Origin of the sequence: Streptomyces sp. NPDC042638 (assembly GCF_040647235.1) — a bacterium.
GTDB lineage: Bacteria > Actinomycetota > Actinomycetes > Streptomycetales > Streptomycetaceae > Streptomyces > Streptomyces rameus.
The window spans coordinates 116,929-139,150 of record NZ_JBEZBT010000009.1 but is presented as its reverse complement, the minus strand read 5'-3'; the positions used below and the strand labels follow the sequence as shown (position 1 = coordinate 139,150).

Genomic DNA, 22,222 nt, shown 5'->3' with positions numbered 1-22,222 from the left:
AGGACACGGCACGCGAACTACCCGAACGGCGCGGGTCATCCGCGGGGGCGGAACTGAGGGCCGTAGGTCTCCTTGGCGCCGGTGACGGGCATCTCCATCAGCTCCACGGCGGGAGTCTCCAGTCTGCGCATACGACGTACAGCCGTCCTGAGACTGTGGGGGTCGCCTTCGCCCCACGCCGTGTCGAGCGCTTCCAGAACCGCGGTGTAGGTGGTGTCGAAGTCGTCCAGGAGCCGCCGGGCCACGGCGGGCGGCCGGTCCCAGCCGCCCGCCGGGACCATGGCCATGGGCCGTGTGTCGGGGAAGGGGACGGGCGTTCCGGTGAACCGCCACTTGCCGCCGGTCTCACGCAGTTGTCGGCCGTGGTAGATCTCGGCGAAGGCGTAGTAGTGCGCCATGTGGCCGTCGCCCATGCCGTCGGCCGGGGAGACGGAGGTGCCTTCCCCCTGGTCCTTGACGATCTCGATCGAGCGCTCGATGTCCTCAAGGGTCCTGGCCGGTCTGAGTGTGTCCTCGCCGATGCGTTCGTGCATCTGCCGGTCGGCGGACAGGTCGGGTGCCACCACCCGGAACGCCTTGAGCAGTTCGTCGTAGAAGTGGCCGATGCTGAGGGGGTCACGCGTGCTGCCGGTCAAGGGTGCCGCGGGCGCCTCGATGGCCATCATCACGTCCCGCACGAGTGTCTTGGTCAAGCCCGACAGGTACACGTTGACCCCTGGATGCACCCCGCCCGGCAACGGACCCGGGTAGACCGGTGCCGACTCCTTGATCCGCGGCCGGCCTCCCAGCCCCGCCAGCAGATTGCAGACGATGCCGAGGTGGTACATCTCGTCGGATACGATGCGCCGGATCAGCCGGGCGGCATCGCACTTGCGGTTCCTGATGGACCACCAGCCGCACAGATAGGGCGGGATGGTGGAGAACTCGATTTCCACGGCCACCTGGAGGGCCGATCTGAGCCAGTCGACGCCGCGGTTCTTCTCCGGGACGGCGACCAGGCGGGCAACGGTCCCGTGTTGCGGTCGGGCGTACCGTTCGGGGTCCGAATGTCCGGGGCTGTGGGTGCAAGCGGCCACCGAGACCGGTGGGCCCGCTGCCAGCGCAGCCGATGCCAAGAGGCTGCGACGCCGAACAGGAACACCGGCCGCCTTCTCGGGAGATCCGTTCCTCTTCGCCACCGCCGCCTCCGCACCCGCCGGTGATCCCGGCATTGCCCTCGAACCAGGTGCGCGAAGCTAGCAGCCTCGCCCGGTCTCTCCGTGGTGCCTGCGGTGTGCGACGCGCCTCACCAGGCCATCGGCCCAGCACTGGGAACCAGGCGGGCATCGGCCACGACTACGTACGGATCGAGGTGACCGGAGTTCGGGGGACGGCTCCCGTTTCGGACCTGCCCTGCGGGGTGGGAACACGGTGACATCGCTCAGGCCGGTCGCGGTCGCCACGTGCGACATACGGGCAGGGGACCTGTCTGCCGCGCGGCGCACGGCCGCTGTGATCTTGGATACCTGCGTGGCGGCGCAGCTGTGCAGGTCTCAGCGACAACCCGTACGGTGGGCAGGCCGTGGTGTTCGGGAAGACCGGTGACAGCCCTTCGCGGGGTTCAGACCGGAGCGGCCCTCGCCACTGTGATCGGGGAGTATCCGTCCCAGTTGTGCACGGTCACTGTCCGCCGCCCGGCGGACGGGAAGGCCGGGACGGACACGCACGCACCGTAAGCCAGGAGACCGGCCACGGCACTTCACGAGGTGATCCACGAGGTGCTGGAGCGTGACCGTATGACCCTGCCCACCGAGTCCGCACACTTCCGCTGGAGGCGCGAGGACACCGTCCGTACCGCCGGGCTGCTGGCGGTGATCGCCGCGCTGCACGTCGTGGCGTTCGGCATCCTGTTCCTGCTGGTCGTGCCGGGGCACTACGAGGTCGGTTCCAAGGCGTTCGGCATCGGCCTCGGGGTGACCGCGTACACGCTGGGCATGCGGCACGCGTTCGACGCCGATCACATCGCGGCGATCGACAACACCACCCGCAAGCTGATGGCCGACGGCAAGCGGCCGGTGTCGGTCGGCTTCTGGTTCGCGCTCGGTCACTCCAGCGTGGTGGTCGCCATGGCGGCCCTGGTCGCGGGAGGCGCACAGCTCGCCGGCACGCTGCTGAACGACGACTCCCGCACCCACCAGACGCTCGGTGTCGTCGGCACGACTGTCTCCGGGACCTTCCTCTACCTCATCGCGGCACTCAACCTCGTGGCGCTCGCCGGCATTCTGCGGGTCTTCAGGGCGATGCGGTCGGGTACGTACGACGAGGCCGCTCTGGAACGGCACCTGGACTCCCGCGGGTTCATGAGCCGTGTCCTGGGCCGCTTCACCAGGTCGATCACCCGGCCCGGACAGATGTTCCCGCTGGGCTTCCTGTTCGGTCTCGGCTTCGACACCGCGACCGAGGTCACCCTGATGGTGATGGCGGGCAGCGGTGCCGCGGCCGGGCTGCCGTGGTACGCGATCCTGTGCCTGCCGCTGTTGTTCGCCGCGGGGATGAGCCTGTTCGACACGCTCGACGGCACCTTCATGAACTTCGCCTACCAGTGGGCGTTCTCCAACCCGGTGCGCAAGGTCTTCTACAACCTCACCATCACCGGCCTGTCCATCGCCGTCGCCTTCCTGATCGGCACCATCGAACTGGTCGGGGTGCTGCATGAGAAGCTCGATCTGCGCGACGCGGTGACCGGCTGGATCTCCGGGCTGGACCTGGACAACGTGGGCTACATCATCGTCGGCCTGTTCGTGGTCGTGTGGGCGGCGGCGCTCGCGTACTGGCGGCTGGCCAGGGTGGAGCAGAGGTGGGGCGCCCGTCTGGGCGAGGGGGGCTGACCCCCGACAGGTCGAGGAGGTCCCTCGGTCGCATGGCAGCATCGGGGCGTGAGTGCGTCCCCGGCGGTACGGAGCCTGCGCGCGGCGGTGTTCGCCGCGCTGTGCGTGCTGCTCGCCGCCGGGGGACACACGCTGGCGACCGGTATGACACCTCCCGTGCACGCGCAGGTCACCGGACTCGTGCCGGTCTTCGCGGCCGGGTATCTGCTGGGCGGCCGGGAGCGGTCGCTCGCGGCCATCGGCGGCGGGACGCTCACCGCCCAGGGCGGACTGCACCTCGTGTTCGGCGCCGCAGGGCCGCACACCACGATGGTCATGCACGGCATGCGCATGGCCTCCACCCACGCCCTGACCCCGCACGCCACCGCCGCTCATGCCGGTGCGGCACTCGTGCTGAGCTGGTGGTTGCGGCGCGGGGAGGCCGCGCTGTGGTCGCTGCTGCGCCGAACCGCCGTGCTGGTTCCGGGCCTGACGGCCTGGTGGCGGGTGAGCGGCGGGTGCCCGTTCGTGCCGGACGACGGGAATTGTCGGACAGGCCCTCGCGGCGGGGAACCGTGGCGGGTGCGGCGTGTCCTCCTGCGGCACGCGGTCCAGCGGCGCGGTCCGCCGCCGGGGACCTGGTATCCGATCTGACCCCCGCACACTCCTTTCAGCCACGGAGACCGACCACCCATGTCCCGAGCAGTACGCACCACTCTGCGCCGCGCCGGCACCGTCACGGCCCTGTCCGCCTTCGGGGTCCTGGCCGCCGCGGGCATCGCGTCCGCGCACGTCACCGTCCACCCCGACAGCTACGCCAAGGGCGCCACCGACGGCGTCCTGACCTTCCGGGTCCCCAATGAGGAGGACACCGCCTCCACCACCAAGGTGCAGGTCTTCCTGCCCACCGACCACCCCGTCCTCGGCGTCCTCGTCTCCCCGCGGGACGGCTGGACCGCCAAGGTCACGAACACGAAGCTCAAGACACCGGTCAAGACCGACGACGGCACCATCACGGACGCGGTGTCCCAGATCACCTGGACCGGCGGCAAGATCGACCCCGGGCACTTCGAGGACTTCGACGTGGCCTTCGGCCGGCTTCCCGGGGACACGGACCAGCTGACCTTCAAGACTCTCCAGACGTACTCCGACGGCAGGACCGTCCGCTGGATCGAGGAGGCGGCGAAGGGTGACGAGGAGCCGGAGAACCCGGCGCCGGTCCTCAAGCTCACAGCCGAAGACGCACAGGACCGGGGAAGCGGTGCTGCGCCCGGCGCGTCGGCGGCCCGGAAGGATTCCGGCAGCGTCGACTCGACTGTGGCCGGCAGCGACTCGACGGCCCGTGGGCTCGGTGTCGCCGGGCTGATCGTGGGTGTGCTGGGCCTGGCCGCGGCGGCCTTCGCCGTCGTGCGCAGCCGCTCCGGCGGATCTCGGCCCGAGTGAGGGTGGTGTGCTCTGCCGACGGTGAGCCGTCGGCGGAGCACACGTCCGCCGAGCGGTCGTCCTTCGAGCGGTCATCCTTCCCCGCGGGTGTCGGTCGTGTCAGCGATGGTGACGCACGTCACGATTAGGTCCCGGAACTCGACTCTCCGCCGACCCGACTACTGGAACGGTACGGCTACAACTGCCATCACCTGCACGACGGTTCGACGCGACCAGGAAGGCCGGGCATGGCCGATACTCCGTTGTCACCCCGCTCCACCGGTGCGGCTCGCCGCAGACTGCTGCCGCCTCCCGCGCTCTGCGGGTTCCTGCTCCTGCTGGTGCTGCTGTTCTCGGTGTCCTATGCCGTCGGGTCGGCGGCGGGGCCGGTGGCGCCCGGCATGCACGGCACCGGGAGAACCGGGGGCGGCGACGGGGGCGGTGGGAATGGCGGCGGCATGGGCGACATGCCCGGGATGAGCCATGGGAGCGGTGAGTGATGGCGGTCGAACCGACGGCGAGCCTGGTCGTCACGGACCTCACCGTGGGCGGGATGACCTGCGCGGCCTGTGTGCGGCGGGTGGAGAGGAAGCTCGGCAGGCTGGAGGGCGTCACGGCCACGGTCAACCTGGCCACGGGGCTCGCCCGGGTCAGCCATCCGGCCGATGTCGCGCCCGAGGCCCTCGTCACCGCGGTCGAACAGGCCGGGTACCAGGCCGAGCTGCCCGTGAGTGACGACGGCGAGGACTCCGAGGCGGCGGACGAGGACGAGGCCGGGTCCCGGCGCGAGCGGGAGCGGATCACGGTCACCGCGCTGCTGGCCGTGCCGGTGCTGGTGCTGTCGATGGTGCCGGTCCTGCAGTTCCGTAGCTGGCAGTGGCTGTGTTTCGTACTGGCCGCCCCGGTGGCGGTGTGGAGCGCCTGGCCCTTCCACCTCAGGGCGCTGCGCGGGCTGCGTCACTCCACGGCCACCATGGACACCCTCGTCTCGCTGGGGGTCGTGGCGTCGTTCTCGTGGTCGGTGTACGCGCTGTTCCTGGGCGGTGCGGGCGAGCCCGGGATGCGGATGTCGTTCAGCCTCCTGCCTGCCGCGTCGGAGGGCATGGCGCACCTGTATCTCGAAGCGGCCGTGAGCGTCCCGCTGTTCGTGCTGACCGGGCGGTTCCTCGAGGGACGCGCCCGGCGGGGGACCGGGGCGGCGCTGCGGTCGCTCGCCGAGCTGGCGGCCAAGAGGGTTTCGGTACGGGACGAGCTCGGCGAGCGGTCCATCCCCATCGAGCAGCTGCGCGTAGGGCAGGTCTTCGTGGTGCGCCCGGGTGAGCGGGTCGCGACCGACGGGCGGGTGACGCAGGGCACCTCCGCCGTGGACCTGTCCCTGGTCACCGGCGAGAGCGAGCCCGTGGAGGTGAGCCGCGGCTCGGCTCTGGTCGGCGGCGCCGTCAACGCCGGTGGACTGGTTCTCGTCGAGGCCACGGCGGTCGGCGCGGACACCCAGCTGGCGCGGATCACCCGCCTCGTCACGGAGGCGCAGGCCGGCAAGGCGCGGGCGCAGCGGCTGGCCGACGCGGTCGCCGGAGTGTTCGTACCCGTCGTCCTCGCCATCGCGGTGACGGTCCTCGGGTTCTGGCTGGGTGCCGGGGCCGATCCGCAGGCGGCCCTCACCGCCTGCGTGGCCGTTCTCGTCGTGGCCTGCCCCTGCGCGCTGGGGCTGGCCACACCTACCGCCCTGATGGCCGCCACCGGGCGCGGAGCGCAGCTGGGCGTGCTGGTGAGAGGGCCGCAGACGCTGGAGGCCCTTCAGCACGTCGACACGGTCGTCCTGGACAAGACCGGCACGCTGACCACCGGTCACATGACGGTGGCCAAGGTCACCGCGCTGCCGGGCGCGGGCGGGCAGGAGGCGGTGGTGCGGCTGGCCGGGGCCGTGGAGCAGGGCTCCGAGCACCCGATCGGGCGGGCGATCACCGCGTACGCGCGCCGTACCGGGGGCGACGAACCGCTGCCCGAGGTGACGGACTTCGCCGCAGTCCCCGGGCACGGGATCAGCGGCTGTGTGGACGGTGCCGTGATCGAGGTGGGCGCGCCGGACGGCAAGCTGCCGCGCGCGCTGGCCACAGCGCTGACCGCAGCGGAGCAGGCCGCGCACACACCGGTTCTGGTGCGGGTGGACGGCCGGGCGAAGGCGCTGATCGCCGTCGGCGACGTGGTGCGCCCCGGCAGCTACCGGGCGGTGGACCGGCTGCGCCGGCTCGGCATCCGCCCGGTGCTGGCCACCGGCGACCGCAAGGGGTCCGCCGAGGCCGTCGCCGCCGCGCTCGGCATCGACGCGGTGCACGCCCGCTGCACCCCCGAGGACAAGGCCGCCCTCGTACGGGAGCTGAAGCGGGAGGGCGCACGGGTCGCGGTGGTCGGCGACGGTGTGAACGACGCCGCAGCGCTTGCCGGCGCCGACCTGGGCATCGCCATGGGCAGCGGCACCGACGTGGCCATCGGCGCGGCCGATCTGACACTGGTCCGTGGAGACATCGAGGCCCTCGTCGACGCGGTCCGGCTGGCCCGGCGCACTCTGGGCACGATCCGGGCCAACCTGGCATGGGCCTTCGGCTACAACGTCGTCACCGTGCCGCTCGCCATGGTCGGCCTGCTCGACCCCATGGTCGCCGCCGCGGCGATGTCGGTGAGCTCCGTGCTCGTGGTGGCGAACAGCCTGCGGCTGCGCAGCTGGCAGCCGTCTTTGGCCCGTGGCCGGGCGCGAGGGACGCGCGGTGGGAAGGCCGGTGTGCGATGAGGTGGATCACCGAGCGGCTCTCCTCGTCCAGGGGCTTCGACCGGCGGCGGATGCGGGACGGCACGCTCGCCGTCCTGGTGCCCGTCGCGGCGTGCAGTGTGGCGTTGGCGGGGCTGACCACCTGGGTCGGCACGGGCAGGGCCGGCAGCCCGGCGCGTATCCGCGTCACGCAGGGGCGGGTCCTGCTGCCGTCCGCCGGAGTCCCGGACACAGCGGCGTTCTTCCGGATCGCCAACGAAGGCGGCTCCGCCGACACACTCGTCCGGATCACCGCACGTGACGTCCCCGGCGACGTCACACTCTCCCGGCACCGCATGAAACAGGGCAACGCGGCCTACCGGTCCGCCATCGACTCCGTCTCCGTCCCGGCGGGCGACAGCCTCGCCATGTCGCCGAGCGGGATCGGCCTGACGGTGCCCGCGCCCTCGCACGCGTGGCGTTCGGGTGATGTCGTGCCGTTCACCCTGGAATTCCGACGCAGCGGCCCGGTCAGAGTCCTGGCCGTGGTGGTGCGGCCGGGTATGGTGCCGCTGTAGTAGTCGTCCCCTGCACTCCCTGAGTTCCCGTGCGTCTGCTGTGGGTTGTGTCACCTCCTTGTCGGTGAGTGGGAGGGTGGGGGTTCTCGCGTACCCCCTGACGACGATCGGACCCAGGGTGCGAGGATGAGCGGGCTATGACTGTCCCAGGGTGGTGCCGCACAGCGCGGGCCGGCGTGTTCGCCGCCGCCTGCGTGCTGCTCGCCGCCCTCGGTCACGCGACCATGTCGGGAACCCCCGTCCCGTGGTGGGCCATGGCCGCGGGAGCGATCGGGACCGGCGTGGCAGGCTGGCTGCTCGCCGGGGACGAACGCGGCCGCACGTCGATCGTCGCGGTCGTGACCGCTGCCCAGGCGGTGCTCCACGAGACCTTCTCGCTGGCGCAGTCGTCGGCGTCCGGCCCCACGGCCATGCCCCACACCCGTCCCTCGACGGGTACGAGCGCCATGGACATGGGGTCGATGGGCTCGATGGACTGGGGCTCCATGGGCGGGATGGACATGAGGTCCGCCGACCCCACGGTCCACGGCATGGCGGGCCTCGACCACATGCACGGCATGCACGATGTGACCGGCATGAGCGGTGCGGCCTCGGTCGGCATGTTCGCCGCGCACCTCCTGGCCGCGGTCCTGTGCGGGCTGTGGCTCGCCTACGGCGAGCGGGCCGTCTTCCGCGTTCTCCGGGCGGCGGCGGCCTGGCTGGCGGCCCCTCTGCGGCTGCTCGGGGCCCTGCCCACGCCGTTCCGCCGCCCTGACGTACACAGGCGCCGTGCTGTCGACGCCCCGGCCCCGGTGCGTCTGCTTCTGTGCTGTTCCCTCACCTTCCGGGGGCCGCCCGTGGGTGCCGCTGTCCGCTGAGACAGCCGGATCCACCGGAGCCCCTCGTCCTCTCGTCCTGCGGTGTTCTCGCGCGGGTGTGCCCTGACTCGACTACTCGGCACACACCACGCGCCGCCACTCGGCACACACCACGCGCCGCCGCGAGCGGACTGTTCCTGACGGGCTCCGGGCATCGCCCTACCTCTGCGTACGGGCGCACCCCATGCGCCGGTGAGCCATGCCCCTGGGCGGGCGTGGCCCCGGAAGACCCGAGAAGGACATCACGAGATGATCTCTGTCATGCCCGCTCCACGGGCGGATCGTGCCTCCGTGGACGCGGCGGCGACCGCCTGGGCGCTGGCCGCCCGCAGCGGAGACCCCGACGCGGCCGAGCACTTCGTCCGCGCCCTGCACGGTGACGTGCTGCGTTACGTCGCTCACCTCAGCGGTGATCCCCAGACCGCCCACGACCTGACCCAGGACACCTTCGCGCGGGCGTTCGGCAGCCTGCACCGCTACGAAGGCCGGGCCTCGGCCCGTACCTGGCTGCTGTCGATCGCGCGCCGCGCGGTCGCCGACAGCCTGCGCCGCGCCGCGGTCCGCCCCCGGATCGCGGACGCCGTCGACTGGCAGACGGCGGTGGAGGGCACCCAGCCCTGCGGCCTGCCGGGCTTCGACGACGGCATCGCCCTGCTCGACCTCCTGGAGGCCCTGCCCGACGAGCGCCGGGAGGCGTTCCTGCTGACGCAGGTGGTCGGGTTGTCGTACGAGGAGGCGGCCGGTTTCGACGGCTGTCCTGTCGGCACGGTCCGCTCCCGCGTGTCCCGAGCCCGCGTGACCCTCGAACGGCTGCTGCGGGAGGCCGAGGCGGCGAGCGCCCTCGCTGCCTGACGACTGTCGGCGCTGCGAGCGGGTGTTGTCTCCATCTCCGGCGGCACGGTCCTCGGACCGGGCCGTGCCGCCGGGAACTCGACGGCACGGGCGGCCGACCCATGGGTGGCCGACCACTGAGGGGTGGGAATCACCGTCAAGCCATTCCGCCGCCTGGCACCGCGGGTGCCGCTGCCGCGCGCGGTGGCGGGTCTGTGCCCGGTGAGGGGCGGGAGACCACGGTCGGCGGCCGGGGCGGCCGGACCCCCGCCGAGCGGGCGTGGCGCGGCAGGGCCTGCGCGTGGCTCCCCCGAGGTGCTGGCGGCCGACCCGCCGGGCGTGGGGAGGGGGCAAGTCCTCTGGTGTTCCGCAGGATTGACGGAGTCTTGCGGGAACTCCCCGGCCTCTGGCCCCGACTACTACTGCGACACCGACCCGGCGGTCGCCGCGACGGTAGCGGTCAGGAGGGGCCTGCATGACACCCGAGATAGAGAACGCCTTCGCGGCGATCAGAGGCGAGCACGGCGCGGACTCCATCAGACGTGTGGAACTCATGCTCGGACCCGGGGGAGGGGGCCCGCGACACCCGCTCCAGCAGGGCGCGAAGTGGATCCTTCCCGGGCTGCCGCCCACCCCCTGGCACGACCCTCGCGGCCACCCCGAACTGACCCCGGTCGTCGAGGCGCTCGAAGCCGCTCATCCGGTGATCAAGGAGGAGCTGACCACCGCCTGGTCAGGGCGCCGGGAGGCGTTCTCGGACTACGAGCACTATCTGACCCGCCAGGAGGACTGGCAGGCCCTCCATCTGTACCGGGGCGGCGGACTGGTCGAGGACTCGGCGGGCACCGTGCCCACGGCGTACAAGGTGATCGACGAGTTCGCCGTCGAGACGGACAGGATATGCCCCCTCCTGGAATGTCATTTCTCCACCCTCTTGCCGGGTGCGGCCATCGCCCCGCACTGCGACCTGTGGAACTTCAGCATCAATCTGCATCTCGCCGTGGATATTCCGGCTGGTTGCAGTATCACGGTGGCAGGTGAAACCCGTTCCTGGACGGAAGGGGAGTGTCTGCTTTTCGACTACTCCTTCGAGCACGAGGCACGTAATGACGGTGACAGGCCACGGACCTGTCTTCTCGTAGACCTCTGGCATCCGGAAACGACCATTCCGGAGCGGCAGGCCCTCACCGCTCTCATCAGCGAGATCAGGCGCCTCATGGGCGAATAAAAATGATCGTCCATTCGGCATTTTCGATCTGGGTTTTCTTTACCGTTTCCCGTTGATGGGTGAGGAGGATTTCGACCGGTGCGGGCACGACTGTCCCTTCTCGTTCTGGCGCTGGCCCAGCTGGTCATCGCGCTGGACTACAACATCGTCTACGTCGCCCTCCCCGACATAGGCACCGGCCTCGGCTTCTCCCCGCACGACCTCCAGTGGGTGGTGAGTGCCTACGTCGTGACGACGGGTGGCTTCCTCCTGCTGGGCGGCCGGACGGCCGATCTGCTGGGCCGCCGCCGGACCTTCGTCGCCGCGGCCCTCGTGTACGCGGGGTCCTCGCTGGTGGGCGGGCTGTCCGAGTCGGCGGGTGTCCTGGTCGCCGTCCGCGCGGTGCAGGGCATCGGCGGCTCGCTGCTGTTCCCCGCCACCCTCGCCCTGATCAACACGATCTACGAGGAGGGTCCCGCCCGGAACAGGGCCCTGGCGGTGTGGGGCGCCGCGGGGGCCGGCGGCCTGTGCTTCGGTTCACTGCTGGGGGGCGTGCTCGTCGAGGCGTTCGGCTGGCCGTCCGTCTTCTTCGTCAACGTGCCCGTGGCGGCGGCGCTGGCGTGGGCGGGGCGGAGGCTCTTCCCCGCGGACGGCCCGCGGACCGGCCCCCGTCGGTTCGATGTCGCGGGCGCGCTGGCCGGCACCGGTGGGATCACGCTCCTGGTGTTCCTGATGGTGCACGCCCCCGAAGCGGGCTGGGACAGCCCGTCCGCGCTGCTCAGTGCCGCACTCGCGGTCACCTCGCTAACCGTCTTCGCGGTCGTCGAGACCCGTGCGCGCGACCCTCTGGTGCCTGCACGCCTGCTCGCCCACCGCGGGCTGGTCGCCGCGATGACGCTCACCGCCCTCTACAGCGCCACCTTCAGCTCACTGCCCTACTTCATGACCCTCTACTTCCAGAACGTGCGCGGCTGCAGCGCGTTCGCGACCGGCCTGGCGTTCCTCGTTCCCGCCGTGGTGACCGCCCTGGGCACCAGGGCCGGTGAACTGGGCGTCGCCCGCGTCGGGGTGGCGCGCATGCTGGCCGGCGGCATGATGCTGGGCGCGGGAGGAGCCGCCGCTCTCGGGCTCGCGCTCACCGGGGACGGTTCGTACCTCCTGCTGCTGCCCGGCATCGTGCTTCTCGGGCTCGGCCAGGGTGCCGCCTGGACCGGCATGTGGATCGTCGCCGCCTCCGGAGTGGCCGCCGAGGACCAGGGCGTGGCCTCCGGCATGGCCTCCACCACCCTCCAGGTGGGCGGCGCGGTCGGCCTCGCCCTGCTGGTCGCCCTGTCGTCGGGCATCGGCCAGGGCTCGTCGGACGACGCCCTGCTCACCGGCATACGCATGGCCGTCTTCGCCATCGCGGCCGGCCTGTGCTGCGCCGTGCCGCTCACCCTGGCCCTGCGCACGACCCAGACCTCCGCGTAGCCGCCCCGCCCCGCCCCGTTCTCACCCACGAGCCATCTCACCCCACGAGGAGAACAGCTGTGCCCAGCAACACCCCTGGACCGCCGGGCCCGGCGGCCGTTCTGTGCGGACTGGCCGGATGGGTGCCGCCCCGCGTGGTCACCAACGACGAACTCGCCGAGCAGCTGGACACCGATGACGCCTGGATCCGCACCCGCACCGGGATCGGCCGACGGCACTTCGCCGAGCCCGGGCAGGCGACCTCAGACCTCGCCGTCGAGGCCGGGTGGCGCGCACTGCGGTCGGCCGGGACCGAGACGGTCGACACGCTGATCGTCACCACGACGACCCCGGACCGCCCCTGCCCCGCCACCGCGCCCGTGGTGGCGACCCGCCTCGGCCTGGCGGGAGCCGCCGCTTTCGACGTCGGCGCGGTGTGCACCGGGTTCGTGTACGGCCTCGCCACGGCGTCCGGGCTGATCGCCTCCGGTGTCGCCGAGCGGGTCCTGCTGATCGGCGCGGACACCTACTCCACCATCGTCGACCCGCTGGACAGGAGCAACGCGATCATCTTCGGGGACGGCGCCGGAGCGGTGGTCCTGCGCGCCGGGGACGCGGACGAACCTGGCGCGGTGGGCCACTTCGACCTCGGCAGCGACGGCGCTCACGAGGACCTGATCACGGTCGCCGCCGGCGGCTCTCGCCAGCGTTCCACCGGCGGCGAACCCACGCACGCCGAACAGCACTTCGCGATGCGTGGCAAGGAGGTCTACAGACATGCGGTGACCCGCATGGCCGCCTCCGCCCGCACCGTGCTGTCCAAGGCCGGCTGGACGACCGACGACGTCGCCCACTTCGTGCCCCACCAGGCCAACCTGCGCATCCTGCACTCCGTCGCCGACGACCTGGGCCTGCCCCGGGAGCGCTGCGTCGCCAACGTCGACACCCGCGGCAACACCGGAGCCGCCTCCATACCGCTGGCCCTGGCCGACGCCGTGGCGGGCCAGCGGATCCGCCCCGGCGACCGCCTGCTGCTCACTGCCTTCGGCGGCGGCGTCACCTGGGGCTCCTGCCTCCTGACCTGGCCCGCGCTCGTCCCAGACCCTCCACAGGAACGGACCACACCATGACCACCTACGAGCAGATCGTCGACGTCATCGTCAGCCTGCACGACGTACCCGCCGACCTCATCCGCCCCGAGGCCACCCTCGGCGCACTGGACGTCGACTCCCTGACCACGGTCGAGATCAGCATCCGCATCGAACGCGACCTCGGTGTCACCGTCGGCGACGACGAACTGGAGCCCGGCCTCACCCTCGGCCAGATCGCCGGTCTCGTCGACTCCCGCCGTACCGCCGCCGTCTGACCCCACACCACCCCGCCCGCACCCCCGGAAGGACCGGCAGCCATGAAGATCAAGGACCAGCCCGGCGCCGCGCTCGGCGTCACCGTCGAGGACTTCGACCACACCACGGCCTCCGAAGACGACATCCGGACCCTCAAGAAGACCGTCTACACGAAGAAGATCGCCGTCCTGAAGGGACAGGACCTCACTCCCGAGCAGTTCCTCGCCCTCGGCAAGCGGCTGGGCCGCCCCGAGACGTACTACGAGCCCATGTACAAGCACCCGGAGGTTCCGGAGATATTCGTCTCCTCCAACGTCCCGGAGAACGGCAAGCAGATAGGTGTGCCGAAGACGGGCGCGTTCTGGCACGCCGACTACCAGTTCATGCCCGACCCCTTCGGCATCACCCTCATCCACCCGCAGGTCGTCCCGGAGAAGAACCGCGGCACCTACTTCATCGACATGGGCAGGGCGTACGAGCGGCTGCCCGAGGGGCTGAAGAAGGAGATCGCCGGCACCCGTTGCCGGCACTCCGTGCGCAAGTACTTCAAGATCCGTCCGCACGACGTCTACCGCCCGATCTCCGAGATCGTCGAGGAGGTCGAAACGAAGACCCCGCCGGTCGTCCAGCCCACCACCTTCACCCACCCGATGACCGGAGAAACGGTCCTCTACATCAGCGAGGGCTTCACCGTCGGCATCGAGAACCAGCACGGCGAACCGCTCGACGAGGAACTCCTCAAGAGCCTCTTCGAAGCCACCGGCCAGCTCGACGACACCTTCGAGCACCCCGGCATCCATCTCCAGAGCTTCGAGAAGGGCGACCTGCTGGTCTGGGACAACCGCAGCCTCATCCACCGCGCCCGCCACACTCCCACCCCGGAGCCCACCGTCTCCCACCGCGTCACCGTCCACGACGAGCGCGGGCTGTACGACGGGATGCGCGCCGCATGACCGCGCCCGTCACCGACCACGCCGCCGTTCCGTCCCAGCGGTCGTACCCCACCGACGAGGAACTGCTGGCCCGGGTCCTGGTGCCCTACAAGCAGCACTGCAAGTACCTGACGTCCGCCGAGGTCTCGGCCTCCGCCGGGCTTTCCTCCGCCCGTTGCGCGTTCGCGATCCCGGAGTCCTGCTACATCGACGACACCGGCCATCTGAACTCGGTCGAGGCCAACATCGCCTACAACCAGATGATGTACTACCTGGTCGCCAAGTCCGTGAAAGAGGGGCTGCTGACCGGGTTCGAGGACTGGACCCCCGACGACTTCTGGCGCCACCAGCTCCCGGACATCCTCATCGCCCGCTTCGCCTCGAACTTCCGGCGGCCCGTCGACCCCCGCCACTTCAGCGGGGAGCTGGAGTTCCGTTCCGTGACCCGCCGCGCCCCCGCTGGGGGCAGCCCCTTCCTCCACGCCCGGACCGTGTTCCGCTACCAGGACGCCCACGGCGGCCGGTGCGACGGCGAGGCGACCCTCGCGTTCGTCAATGTCCTCTGACCCGCACACCGAAGGGAGACCGCTCATGGAGACGTCCACGGTGCCGCAGCCCCAGGGCGCGAGGCTCCACCACCCCGAACTGAGCACCCTCGTCCACACCACCCGCTTCCACGCCGGCCGCCGGCCCGAGGCCGCCGCGGTGATCTGCGAGGGCCGCACCCTGACATACGGGGGCCTGCACCGCGACAGCAACCGCATGGCACACGCCCTGCGGGCCGCGGGCCTCGGCGAGGGCGACCGGGTGGCCTACCTGGGCAAGGAGTCCGAGCACTACTACGAGGCGCTCTTCGCCTGCGCCAAGACCGGCACCGTGCTGGTCCCGGTCAACTGGCGGCTCACCGCTCCCGAGGTGAGCCACATTCTCCAGGACTCCGGCACCCGCCTGCTGTTCCTGGAGGACGAGTTCGCCCCGATCGTCGAGGCCATGCCCACCCGGCCGCCGGAGACCGTCGTCCCGGTGCACTCGATCGCGACCTGGCGCGCCGAACACTCGGACAGCGAAACGACGTTCGAGGCCGCTCCCGACACACCGGTCGCCCAGCTCTACACCAGCGGCACCACCGGCCTGCCCAAGGGCGTCGTGCTCGCCCACCGCAGCTTCTTCGCGATCCGCGACGCCCTGGCGAGCGAGAACCTGGACTGGATCGACTGGCGGGCCGGGGACATCGCGCTCGTCGGCATCCCCGGCTTCCACGTCGGCGGCCTGTGGTGGGCCACGCAGAACTTCAACGCCGGGACGACGGTCGTCGCCATGCGCGCCTTCGCCGCCCGGCAGGCCGTGGACCTCATCCGCGACCTGGGGATCACCACCGCCTGCGTGGTCCCGGCCATGCTCCGCATGATGCTCACCGAACCCGGGGTGAGCACGCGGGACTTCACCACCCTGCGCAAGACGGTGTACGGCGGCTCCCCGATCCCGGAGGCGCTGCTGGAGGAGAGTCTCGCTGTCCTGGACTGCGAGTTCGCCCAGATCTACGGGCTCACCGAGACCGGCAACACCGCCGTCTGTCTGCCCCCGGCCGCTCATGTCCCGGGCCAGACGCTCATGCAGGCCGCCGGGCGTCCCTACCCGGGGGTGCGGGCCAAGGTGATCGACGACCAGGGCCGTGAACTGCCCCCCGGCGCGGTCGGAGAAGTCTGCCTGCACACCCCCGCCCGGATGGTCGAGTACTGGGGCCTGCCGGACAAGACCGCGCAGACGCTCGTCGACGGCTGGATCCACACCGGTGACGCCGGCTACCTGGACGTGGACGGTTACGTCTTCATCCGCGACCGCATCAAGGACGCCATCCTCGTCGCCGGCGAGAACGTCTACCCCGCCGAGATCGAGAACGTGCTGGAGCGGCACCCGGCGGTGGGGGAGGCGGTCGTGATCGGCATCCCCGACGAGCGGTGGGGCGAGAAGGTCCACGCCTTCGTCGTCCCCGCGGCAGGCGAGCGGCCCAGCCCCCGGGACCTGCACACCTTCCTCGTCCCGCAGCTGGCCGCGTTCAAACTGCCCGCGAGCTACGAGTTCACGGACCGCGTCCCGCGCAACCCGAGCGGCAAGATCCTCCGCCGTGAGCTGCGCGACCGCTACTGGCGGGACTCCGCGCGCAAGGTCAACTGACCGCGCCGCCCGCGCCGTCCCCGTCCCGGCGCGGACATGCCGGCGCGCCACCGCCGCACCGGCGGACGAGCTACTGAGAGAGAGCCCCGATGCCTGAACCCCTCACCCTGGACGGCTTCCGCGCGGACCTCGCGGAGTGCCTGTTCCTCGAGCCCGGCGAAGTCGATCTGGAGGACAGCCCGCTGGACGCGGGACTGGACTCGCTGCGCATCGTCACCCTGCTGGAGCGCTGGCAGGCGGCGGGTGCCGACGTGACGTTCGTCGAACTCGCCGAGCGCACCTCCTTCGCCCAGTGGTGGCAGCTGCTCACCGAACGCACGCGAGGAGCCGGCCATGCCGACGCCTGAGCGACGTCCGCTGCTGGCCGCCCAGGAGGGCATCTGGGCCGGCCAGCAGCTCGACGCGGACAGCCCGGCGTACAACACCGCCGAGTACCTGCGCATCGCCGGTCCGCTGGACGCGGCCGTCTTCGATCAGGCCCTGCACCACGTCGTCGCCGAGACCGAGGCCCTGAACGTCACCTTCGACACCGACGACACCGGCCGCCCCTGGCAGATCGACACCCCGGCCGGCGACTGGCACACCCACCTCGCGGACCTGACCACCGAACCCGATCCGCACGCCGCCGCGCTGGCCTGGATGGACCAGGACATGGCCCGTCCCGTCGACCTCACCCGCGGCCCGGTCTTCGGCCACGCCCTGCTGCGGACCGCGCCGGAGGAGTTCCTCTGGTACCACCGCGTCCACCACATCGCCCTCGACGGCTTCGGCCTCTCCCTCGTGGCCCGGCGCGTCGCCCAGGTCCACACCGCGCTCATGACCGGCGAACCCGTACCGGAGAGCGGTTTCGGCACCCTGGAGTCCGTTCTCGCCGAGGAACGCGCCTACCGCGCATCCGGCCGCCGCACCAAGGACCGGTCCTACTGGACCGACCGCTACGCCGACCACCCGCCGGTGGCCACCCCGGCGGGCCGCTCCGCCCTGCCCGCCCGCACCTTCCACCGGCACGTCGCCGACCTCGACCCGGCCGCGGCCGGCCGACTGCGCACCGTCGCCCGCGAACTGTCGGTCACCTGGCCGGAGACACTGCTCGCGGCGACCGTCGCCCACCTGCACCGGCTCACCCGGGCCCCGGAGATCGTCCTGAGCCTGCCGGCGACGGGCCGCCTCGGCTCGGTCTCCCTGCGGGTGCCCGCCATGGTGCGCAACATCCTGCCCCTGCGGGTCCCCGTCACACCCGACGACAGCCTCCGCGACCTCGCCCCCCGGGTCTCCCGCGAACTGCGCGCCGGGCTGCCCCACCAGCGCTACCGCTACGAGCAGCTGCGCCGTGACCTGAAACTGGTGGGCGGGCAGCGCCGGTTGTCCGGACCGGGCGTGAACATCATGCCGTTCGAGTACGACCTGAAGTTCGCCGGGCTCCCGAGCACCGTCCACAACGTGTCCGCCGGGCCGGTCGACGACCTGGCGGTCAACGTCTACGACCGCGGGGACGGCACCGGTCTGCGTGTCGCCGTCGACGCCAACCCCGACCTGTACACGGAGTCCGAGACAGCCGCCTTCCAGGACGGCCTGCTCGCTCTGCTGGCGGAGGCCCTCGCCGACCCGGACCGACCGCTCGGCGGACGGCGGGCGCACCAGACCGTACCCGTCCTCGACGGCGGCCCGCTGCCCGTCCCGGCCCGCCCGGTCCTGAGCCTGATCGCCGACCACGCCGCCCGAAGAGGTGGAGCCGTCGCCGTCGAGCACGCCGGAGCGGCCCTGACCTATGCCGAACTCTTCGGCGCCGCACGCGACATCGCCCGCAGGCTCGCCCGTCGTGGCGTCGGAAAGGGCGACCTGGTGGCCGTCGCCCTGCCCCGGGGGACGGACGCCGTCACCGCCCTCCTCGGCGTGATGCTGTCGGGCGCCGCCTACTGCCCCGTCGACCCGCAGGCCCCCGCCGACCGCACGGCCCGGCTACTGGCCGGCACCGCCCCGGCGCTCGTCCTGACCACCAGCGACCATGCGGCCGGGTTCGCGGACCACCCCGTACTCCCACTCAAGGGGCCGGCCTCCGGACCCGACAGCACCGGCACCCCCTCGGCGCCACGGCTCACGGACCTCGCGTACGTCCTGCACACCTCGGGCTCCACCGGCCATCCCAAGGGCGTGGCGATCGGCCACGCCGCGCTGGCCCACTTCGTCGCCGCGGCCACGCACCGCTACGGGCTGCGCCCCGAGGACCGCGTCCTGCAGTTCGCGCCGCTGCACTTCGACACCAGCGTGGAAGAGATCTTCCTGACCCTCTGCTCAGGCGCCACCCTGGTGGTCCGGACCGACGACATGACGGAGTCGGCACCCGACTTCCTCGCCGCCTGCGCCCGGCTGAGGGTGAGCGTGCTGGACCTGCCGACCGCCTACTGGCACGAGCTGGCCTACGCGGTCTCGACCGGCGCCGCATCCCTGCCCGAGGACGTGCGCACCGTCGTCATCGGCGGCGAGGCGGCCCTGCCCGAACGGGTCGGGCGGTGGCGCAAGGCGGTGGGCACCTCGGTTGCGCTGCTGAACACCTACGGCCCGACGGAGGCCACCGTGGTCGCCACCGTCGCCGACCTCCACGCCCCCGGTCTCGCCGAGGGCGACGTGCCCATCGGCCTGCCCCTGCCCGGCACCAGGGCCGCGGTCGTCGACAGCGAGCTTCACCTGCTGGGCCCGACCCTCGCGGACGGCTACCGGGGAGAGGTCCCGGACGGTGCGCGTTTCGCCCCGCTCACGGCCCTTGCCGACGCCCCCCGTGCCTATCGCACCGGGGACCTGGTCCGCATCGGCGAGGACGGGCAACTGCGCTACCTCGGCCGGGCCGACGCCGAGTTCAAGATCAGCGGGCACCGGGTGCAGCCCGCCGAGGTGGAGAGCGCACTGCTCACCCATCCCCGGGTCCGGGAGGCGGCCGTCGCCGGACAGGTTCTGCCGGACGGCACCCGGCGGCTGGTCGCCCACGTGGTTGCCGAGCCCCCGGCACCGTCCGCCGCCGAGATCAGGGAACACCTGAGGCCGAGGCTGCCCGCGGCGATGGTCCCCTCCGCCGTCGAGGTCGTCGACCGGCTGCCCCGCACCAGCTCGGGCAAGATCGACCGGGCCGCGCTCGCCACGCCGCCCGCCCACCGGGAGCCGACGGACGGGAGCCCCCTGGAACAGACCATCACCGGCATCTGGCGGCAGCTCCTCGGCACCGACGCGGTCGCCGTGGACGACGACGTGTTCGACCTGGGCGCCCAGTCGCTCCAGGCCATCCAGGCCGCCAACCGGCTCGCCGTGGAACTCGGCCGGGACGTGAAGGTCGCCTGGCTCTTCCAGCACCCCACCGCCGCGGCCCTCGCCCGGCTCCTCGCCGAAGCGGACTTTGACGCCGAGCGGCCGCGCCCTGCCCCGTCCGCGCTCGCGCCCGCAGCCCTCCTGGCCGACACCGAACTCGATCCGGACATCCGGCCAGGCATGAAGCGCACCGCACGTGACGCCCCCCGGCGCATCCTGCTCACCGGCGCCACCGGCTTCGTGGGCGCGCACCTGCTCGCGCAACTGCTGACCGACACGAGCGCCGAGATCGCCTGCACGGTACGGGCGGCCGACGTGCCGGAAGCCACCGCCCGCGTCCACGCGACCCTCACGCGGCACGGCATCACACTCGACGCACGGGCATCGGCCCGCCTGACGGCCCTGCCCGCCGACCTCGCCCGTGCCGACCTCGGCCTGTCCCGGGAAACCCTGTCCGACCTCGCCGCGAGCTGTGACGCGATCTTCCACAACGCCGCGACCGTGAGCATCATGCGCGACTACGCCACCCTGCGCGCCGCCAACACCGAGTCCACCCGGCAACTGCTGCGCCTCGCGGCCGTGCGCACGGCCCCCCTTCACTACGTATCCACCCTCTCCGTCGCACCGCCGGCCGGCCACAGCCCCGAGGTGCCGGAGGCGTTCCTGCCGCTCCATGAGGGACTGCGCCATGGCTACCAGCAGTCCAAGTGGGCCTCCGAGCGGCTCCTCGAACAGGCGGCGGAACGCGGTCTGCCCGTCACCGTCCACCGGCTGGGCCGGGTGGTCGGCCCCGCCCGCACGGGCTACGTCAGCCAGCGGGACTTCCTGTGGAGCGTGCTGCGTGCCGGCATCCCCGCGGGGATCGTGCCGGAGCTGTTCGAGGACGAGGTCTGGACTCCGGTGGACTTCGTCGCGCGTTCCCTCGTCCACCTGTGCCTGGGCGACAAGGACGCGACGGCCGCGGGACCGGTTTTCCACCACGCCACGCTGCCGCGCGTACGGCTCGCGGACGTCTACACCTGGGTGCGGGAGTACGGCTATCCGCTGCTGACCCTGCCGCTCGCGGACTGGCGGGAGCGACTGCCCCGCTCGGCCGACGCGGCTGCCACGACGCTCGCCTTCTTCGACTCCACCGAAGAGAGCCCGGCCGAACACGGTGCCTCGACCGATCTGCGCCTGGGGCACGTCCGCGCCGACCGGGTCCGCGCGGGCCTGGCCGGCAGCGGCATCACCTGTCCGCCCGTCGACCGAGACCTGTTCTTCCGCTACCTGGACCACTGCGTGACGGCCGGCGTGCTGCCCGCCCCCGCCCGGCGGTCCGGGCCCCCTTCCCGGCGGTCCGTGAACTAGTCGGCAACTTCCGGGAACTCAACCCCACTTCACCCCGACTACTGCATCAGAGCCCGCATCCCATGAGCACACCTCTCACGCAAGGAGCCCGAATGCCGATGAACCGGCCGGCCGCTGCCGCCGCCCTGGCCGCAGCCCTCTGTCTGCTCACGGCAGCGTGCGGTTCCTCGTCCGACGACAAGGCGAGCGACAGGACGGCCGACGCCGCGGCCTCGAAGACCGGCTACCCGGTGACTCTCGACAACTGCGGTGTGAAGGAGACCTTCGAGAAAGCCCCCAGCCGGGTCGTCGTGATGAACGGCGCCTCCGTCGCAGAGGTCTCCACCCTGCTCGCCCTCGGCCTCGGTGACAGGATCGTCGCCAACGAGCAGAGCTACGGCATGTCCGAGGTGCCGGGCCGGGCTGCGGCGATCAAGAAGCTGCCCACTGGGAACGTGAAGCTCAACGACGCCTACGACATCCCCCGGGAGGCCATGCTCGGCCTGCGCCCGGACCTGGTGCTGTCCACGACCTCGTACGGCTTCGACCAGAAGAACGGCTTCGCCACCCGCGAGCAACTGAAGGACGTCGGCGCCGGCACCTACGTCTCCCCGAAGGGCTGCGACCAGAACACGGCCGGGATGACCACGGCCGACAGCTACCGGCTGCTGCGCGACATGGGCAAGGTCTTCAACGTGAGCGACAAGGCCGAGAAGCTGATCGCTGCCTCCGAGAAGAACATCGCGGCCGTCACGGAGAAGGTGAAGGGGAAGAAGAAGCCGAAGGTCATGGTGCTCTTCTCCCACATGTCCATGGGCGGCAACGACTTCAGCTCGGTCGTCGCCAAGGGCATCTACAACGACATCCTCGCCAGGGCGGGCGCCTCCAACGCCTTCGAGAACGCCTCCAGGACGTCCTTCGCCGACCTGAGCAAGGAGAAGGTGGCCGCCACCGACGTCGACGCCCTCGTCGTCATCGGCTACAACGACCCGAACCCGGCGGCCTACGCCAGGAAACTGCTCAAGGAGTTCCCCCAGTGGCCGGCCGCGAAGAACGACACGTACGTGACGCTGTCCGACTCGATGTACCTCGGCCCCAGCAACGACGTGGCCGTTCGGAAGATCGCCGAGGCGCTGCACCCGGACGCCTTCTGACCCGGCTCAGGGTCCCGCTGGCGTTCACGCTGCTACCTGTCGCGCTGGTCGTC

19 protein-coding genes and 1 riboswitch are annotated in these 22,222 nt (G+C 71.6%); of the genes, 18 read left to right on the top strand and 1 reads right to left on the bottom strand.

Going from position 1 to position 22,222, the window contains the following annotated elements; all coding sequences use genetic code 11:
* Positions 1-35: 35 nt before the first annotated feature.
* Positions 36-935, bottom strand: a complete 900-nt coding sequence (locus tag AB0B40_RS10930) for a ferritin-like protein (protein WP_362263728.1) — start codon at positions 933-935, stop codon at positions 36-38.
* Between the two features lie 610 nt (positions 936-1,545).
* A riboswitch (cobalamin riboswitch) is annotated at positions 1,546-1,748 on the top strand.
* A 27-nt stretch (positions 1,749-1,775) separates the two neighbouring features.
* On the opposite strand from AB0B40_RS10930, the gene AB0B40_RS10925 reads away from it, so the two are divergent.
* The 18 genes from AB0B40_RS10925 (at position 1,776) to AB0B40_RS10840 (ending at position 22,169) form a co-directional block, all read left to right on the top strand.
* Complete coding sequence (locus AB0B40_RS10925; protein ID WP_362263727.1) at positions 1,776-2,867, top strand: HoxN/HupN/NixA family nickel/cobalt transporter; 1,092 nt, start codon at positions 1,776-1,778, stop codon at positions 2,865-2,867.
* Positions 2,868-2,915: 48 nt separating this feature from the next.
* Complete coding sequence (locus AB0B40_RS10920) at positions 2,916-3,500, top strand: hypothetical protein (protein ID WP_362263726.1); 585 nt, start codon at positions 2,916-2,918, stop codon at positions 3,498-3,500.
* 39 nt (positions 3,501-3,539) lie between these two features.
* On the top strand, positions 3,540-4,289 hold the full coding sequence (locus AB0B40_RS10915; protein WP_345047890.1) for a YcnI family protein: 750 nt from the start codon (positions 3,540-3,542) through the stop codon (positions 4,287-4,289).
* Between the two features lie 227 nt (positions 4,290-4,516).
* On the top strand, positions 4,517-4,768 hold the full coding sequence (locus AB0B40_RS10910; RefSeq protein WP_362263725.1) for a hypothetical protein: 252 nt from the start codon (positions 4,517-4,519) through the stop codon (positions 4,766-4,768).
* Positions 4,768-7,056: a heavy metal translocating P-type ATPase gene (locus AB0B40_RS10905; protein WP_362263724.1), complete on the top strand. Its 2,289-nt coding sequence runs from the start codon at positions 4,768-4,770 to the stop codon at positions 7,054-7,056. Before AB0B40_RS10910 ends, AB0B40_RS10905 begins: the two co-directional genes overlap by 1 nt.
* On the top strand, positions 7,053-7,592 hold the full coding sequence (locus tag AB0B40_RS10900; RefSeq protein WP_345047885.1) for a copper chaperone PCu(A)C: 540 nt from the start codon (positions 7,053-7,055) through the stop codon (positions 7,590-7,592). The genes AB0B40_RS10905 and AB0B40_RS10900 overlap by 4 nt, the downstream gene beginning before the upstream one ends.
* A 137-nt stretch (positions 7,593-7,729) precedes the next feature.
* A complete protein-coding gene (locus tag AB0B40_RS10895; RefSeq protein ID WP_345047884.1) occupies positions 7,730-8,449 on the top strand; it encodes a hypothetical protein in 720 nt (239 codons plus the stop codon).
* Between the two features lie 249 nt (positions 8,450-8,698).
* Positions 8,699-9,301: a sigma-70 family RNA polymerase sigma factor gene (locus AB0B40_RS10890; protein ID WP_345047883.1), complete on the top strand. Its 603-nt coding sequence runs from the start codon at positions 8,699-8,701 to the stop codon at positions 9,299-9,301.
* A gap of 454 nt (positions 9,302-9,755) precedes the next feature.
* On the top strand, positions 9,756-10,508 hold the full coding sequence (locus tag AB0B40_RS10885) for an aspartyl/asparaginyl beta-hydroxylase domain-containing protein (protein WP_345047882.1): 753 nt from the start codon (positions 9,756-9,758) through the stop codon (positions 10,506-10,508).
* A gap of 78 nt (positions 10,509-10,586) precedes the next feature.
* Positions 10,587-11,957 (top strand): MFS transporter, encoded by a 1,371-nt coding sequence (locus AB0B40_RS10880; RefSeq protein WP_345047880.1) that lies wholly within the window; start codon positions 10,587-10,589, stop codon positions 11,955-11,957.
* A 59-nt stretch (positions 11,958-12,016) separates the two neighbouring features.
* Entirely contained in the window at positions 12,017-13,066 is a 1,050-nt protein-coding gene (locus tag AB0B40_RS10875; protein WP_362263723.1) for a beta-ketoacyl-ACP synthase III, read from the top strand.
* Positions 13,063-13,302 (top strand): acyl carrier protein, encoded by a 240-nt coding sequence (locus AB0B40_RS10870; RefSeq protein ID WP_345047877.1) that lies wholly within the window; start codon positions 13,063-13,065, stop codon positions 13,300-13,302. The genes AB0B40_RS10875 and AB0B40_RS10870 overlap by 4 nt, the downstream gene beginning before the upstream one ends.
* A 42-nt stretch (positions 13,303-13,344) precedes the next feature.
* Positions 13,345-14,235, top strand: a complete 891-nt coding sequence (locus AB0B40_RS10865) for a TauD/TfdA family dioxygenase (protein WP_345047876.1) — start codon at positions 13,345-13,347, stop codon at positions 14,233-14,235.
* Positions 14,232-14,780, top strand: coding sequence for an FcoT family thioesterase (locus AB0B40_RS10860; RefSeq protein ID WP_345047874.1), 549 nt, complete (start codon positions 14,232-14,234; stop codon positions 14,778-14,780). The genes AB0B40_RS10865 and AB0B40_RS10860 overlap by 4 nt, the downstream gene beginning before the upstream one ends.
* 25 nt (positions 14,781-14,805) lie before the next feature.
* On the top strand, positions 14,806-16,389 hold the full coding sequence (locus tag AB0B40_RS10855) for a fatty acid--CoA ligase (protein ID WP_362263722.1): 1,584 nt from the start codon (positions 14,806-14,808) through the stop codon (positions 16,387-16,389).
* A gap of 89 nt (positions 16,390-16,478) precedes the next feature.
* Positions 16,479-16,736, top strand: a complete 258-nt coding sequence (locus AB0B40_RS10850) for a phosphopantetheine-binding protein (RefSeq protein ID WP_345047872.1) — start codon at positions 16,479-16,481, stop codon at positions 16,734-16,736.
* A complete protein-coding gene (locus tag AB0B40_RS10845) occupies positions 16,723-21,036 on the top strand; it encodes an amino acid adenylation domain-containing protein (protein ID WP_362263721.1) in 4,314 nt (1,437 codons plus the stop codon). Before AB0B40_RS10850 ends, AB0B40_RS10845 begins: the two co-directional genes overlap by 14 nt.
* A gap of 92 nt (positions 21,037-21,128) precedes the next feature.
* Positions 21,129-22,169 (top strand): ABC transporter substrate-binding protein, encoded by a 1,041-nt coding sequence (locus tag AB0B40_RS10840; protein ID WP_345047869.1) that lies wholly within the window; start codon positions 21,129-21,131, stop codon positions 22,167-22,169.
* Positions 22,170-22,222 lie beyond the last annotated feature (53 nt).

Coding starts and splice junctions, on each gene's coding strand:
- AB0B40_RS10855 (WP_362263722.1), top strand. CDS start 14,806: ATGGAGACGTCCACGGTGCCGCAGCCCCAGGGCGCGAGGCTCCACCAC.
- AB0B40_RS10865 (WP_345047876.1), top strand. CDS start 13,345: ATGAAGATCAAGGACCAGCCCGGCGCCGCGCTCGGCGTCACCGTCGAG.
- AB0B40_RS10910 (WP_362263725.1), top strand. CDS start 4,517: ATGGCCGATACTCCGTTGTCACCCCGCTCCACCGGTGCGGCTCGCCGC.
- AB0B40_RS10895 (WP_345047884.1), top strand. CDS start 7,730: ATGACTGTCCCAGGGTGGTGCCGCACAGCGCGGGCCGGCGTGTTCGCC.
- AB0B40_RS10915 (WP_345047890.1), top strand. CDS start 3,540: ATGTCCCGAGCAGTACGCACCACTCTGCGCCGCGCCGGCACCGTCACG.
- AB0B40_RS10845 (WP_362263721.1), top strand. CDS start 16,723: ATGCCGACGCCTGAGCGACGTCCGCTGCTGGCCGCCCAGGAGGGCATC.
- AB0B40_RS10905 (WP_362263724.1), top strand. CDS start 4,768: ATGGCGGTCGAACCGACGGCGAGCCTGGTCGTCACGGACCTCACCGTG.
- AB0B40_RS10840 (WP_345047869.1), top strand. CDS start 21,129: ATGCCGATGAACCGGCCGGCCGCTGCCGCCGCCCTGGCCGCAGCCCTC.
- AB0B40_RS10885 (WP_345047882.1), top strand. CDS start 9,756: ATGACACCCGAGATAGAGAACGCCTTCGCGGCGATCAGAGGCGAGCAC.
- AB0B40_RS10890 (WP_345047883.1), top strand. CDS start 8,699: ATGATCTCTGTCATGCCCGCTCCACGGGCGGATCGTGCCTCCGTGGAC.
- AB0B40_RS10860 (WP_345047874.1), top strand. CDS start 14,232: ATGACCGCGCCCGTCACCGACCACGCCGCCGTTCCGTCCCAGCGGTCG.
- AB0B40_RS10900 (WP_345047885.1), top strand. CDS start 7,053: ATGAGGTGGATCACCGAGCGGCTCTCCTCGTCCAGGGGCTTCGACCGG.
- AB0B40_RS10925 (WP_362263727.1), top strand. CDS start 1,776: ATGACCCTGCCCACCGAGTCCGCACACTTCCGCTGGAGGCGCGAGGAC.
- AB0B40_RS10870 (WP_345047877.1), top strand. CDS start 13,063: ATGACCACCTACGAGCAGATCGTCGACGTCATCGTCAGCCTGCACGAC.
- AB0B40_RS10850 (WP_345047872.1), top strand. CDS start 16,479: ATGCCTGAACCCCTCACCCTGGACGGCTTCCGCGCGGACCTCGCGGAG.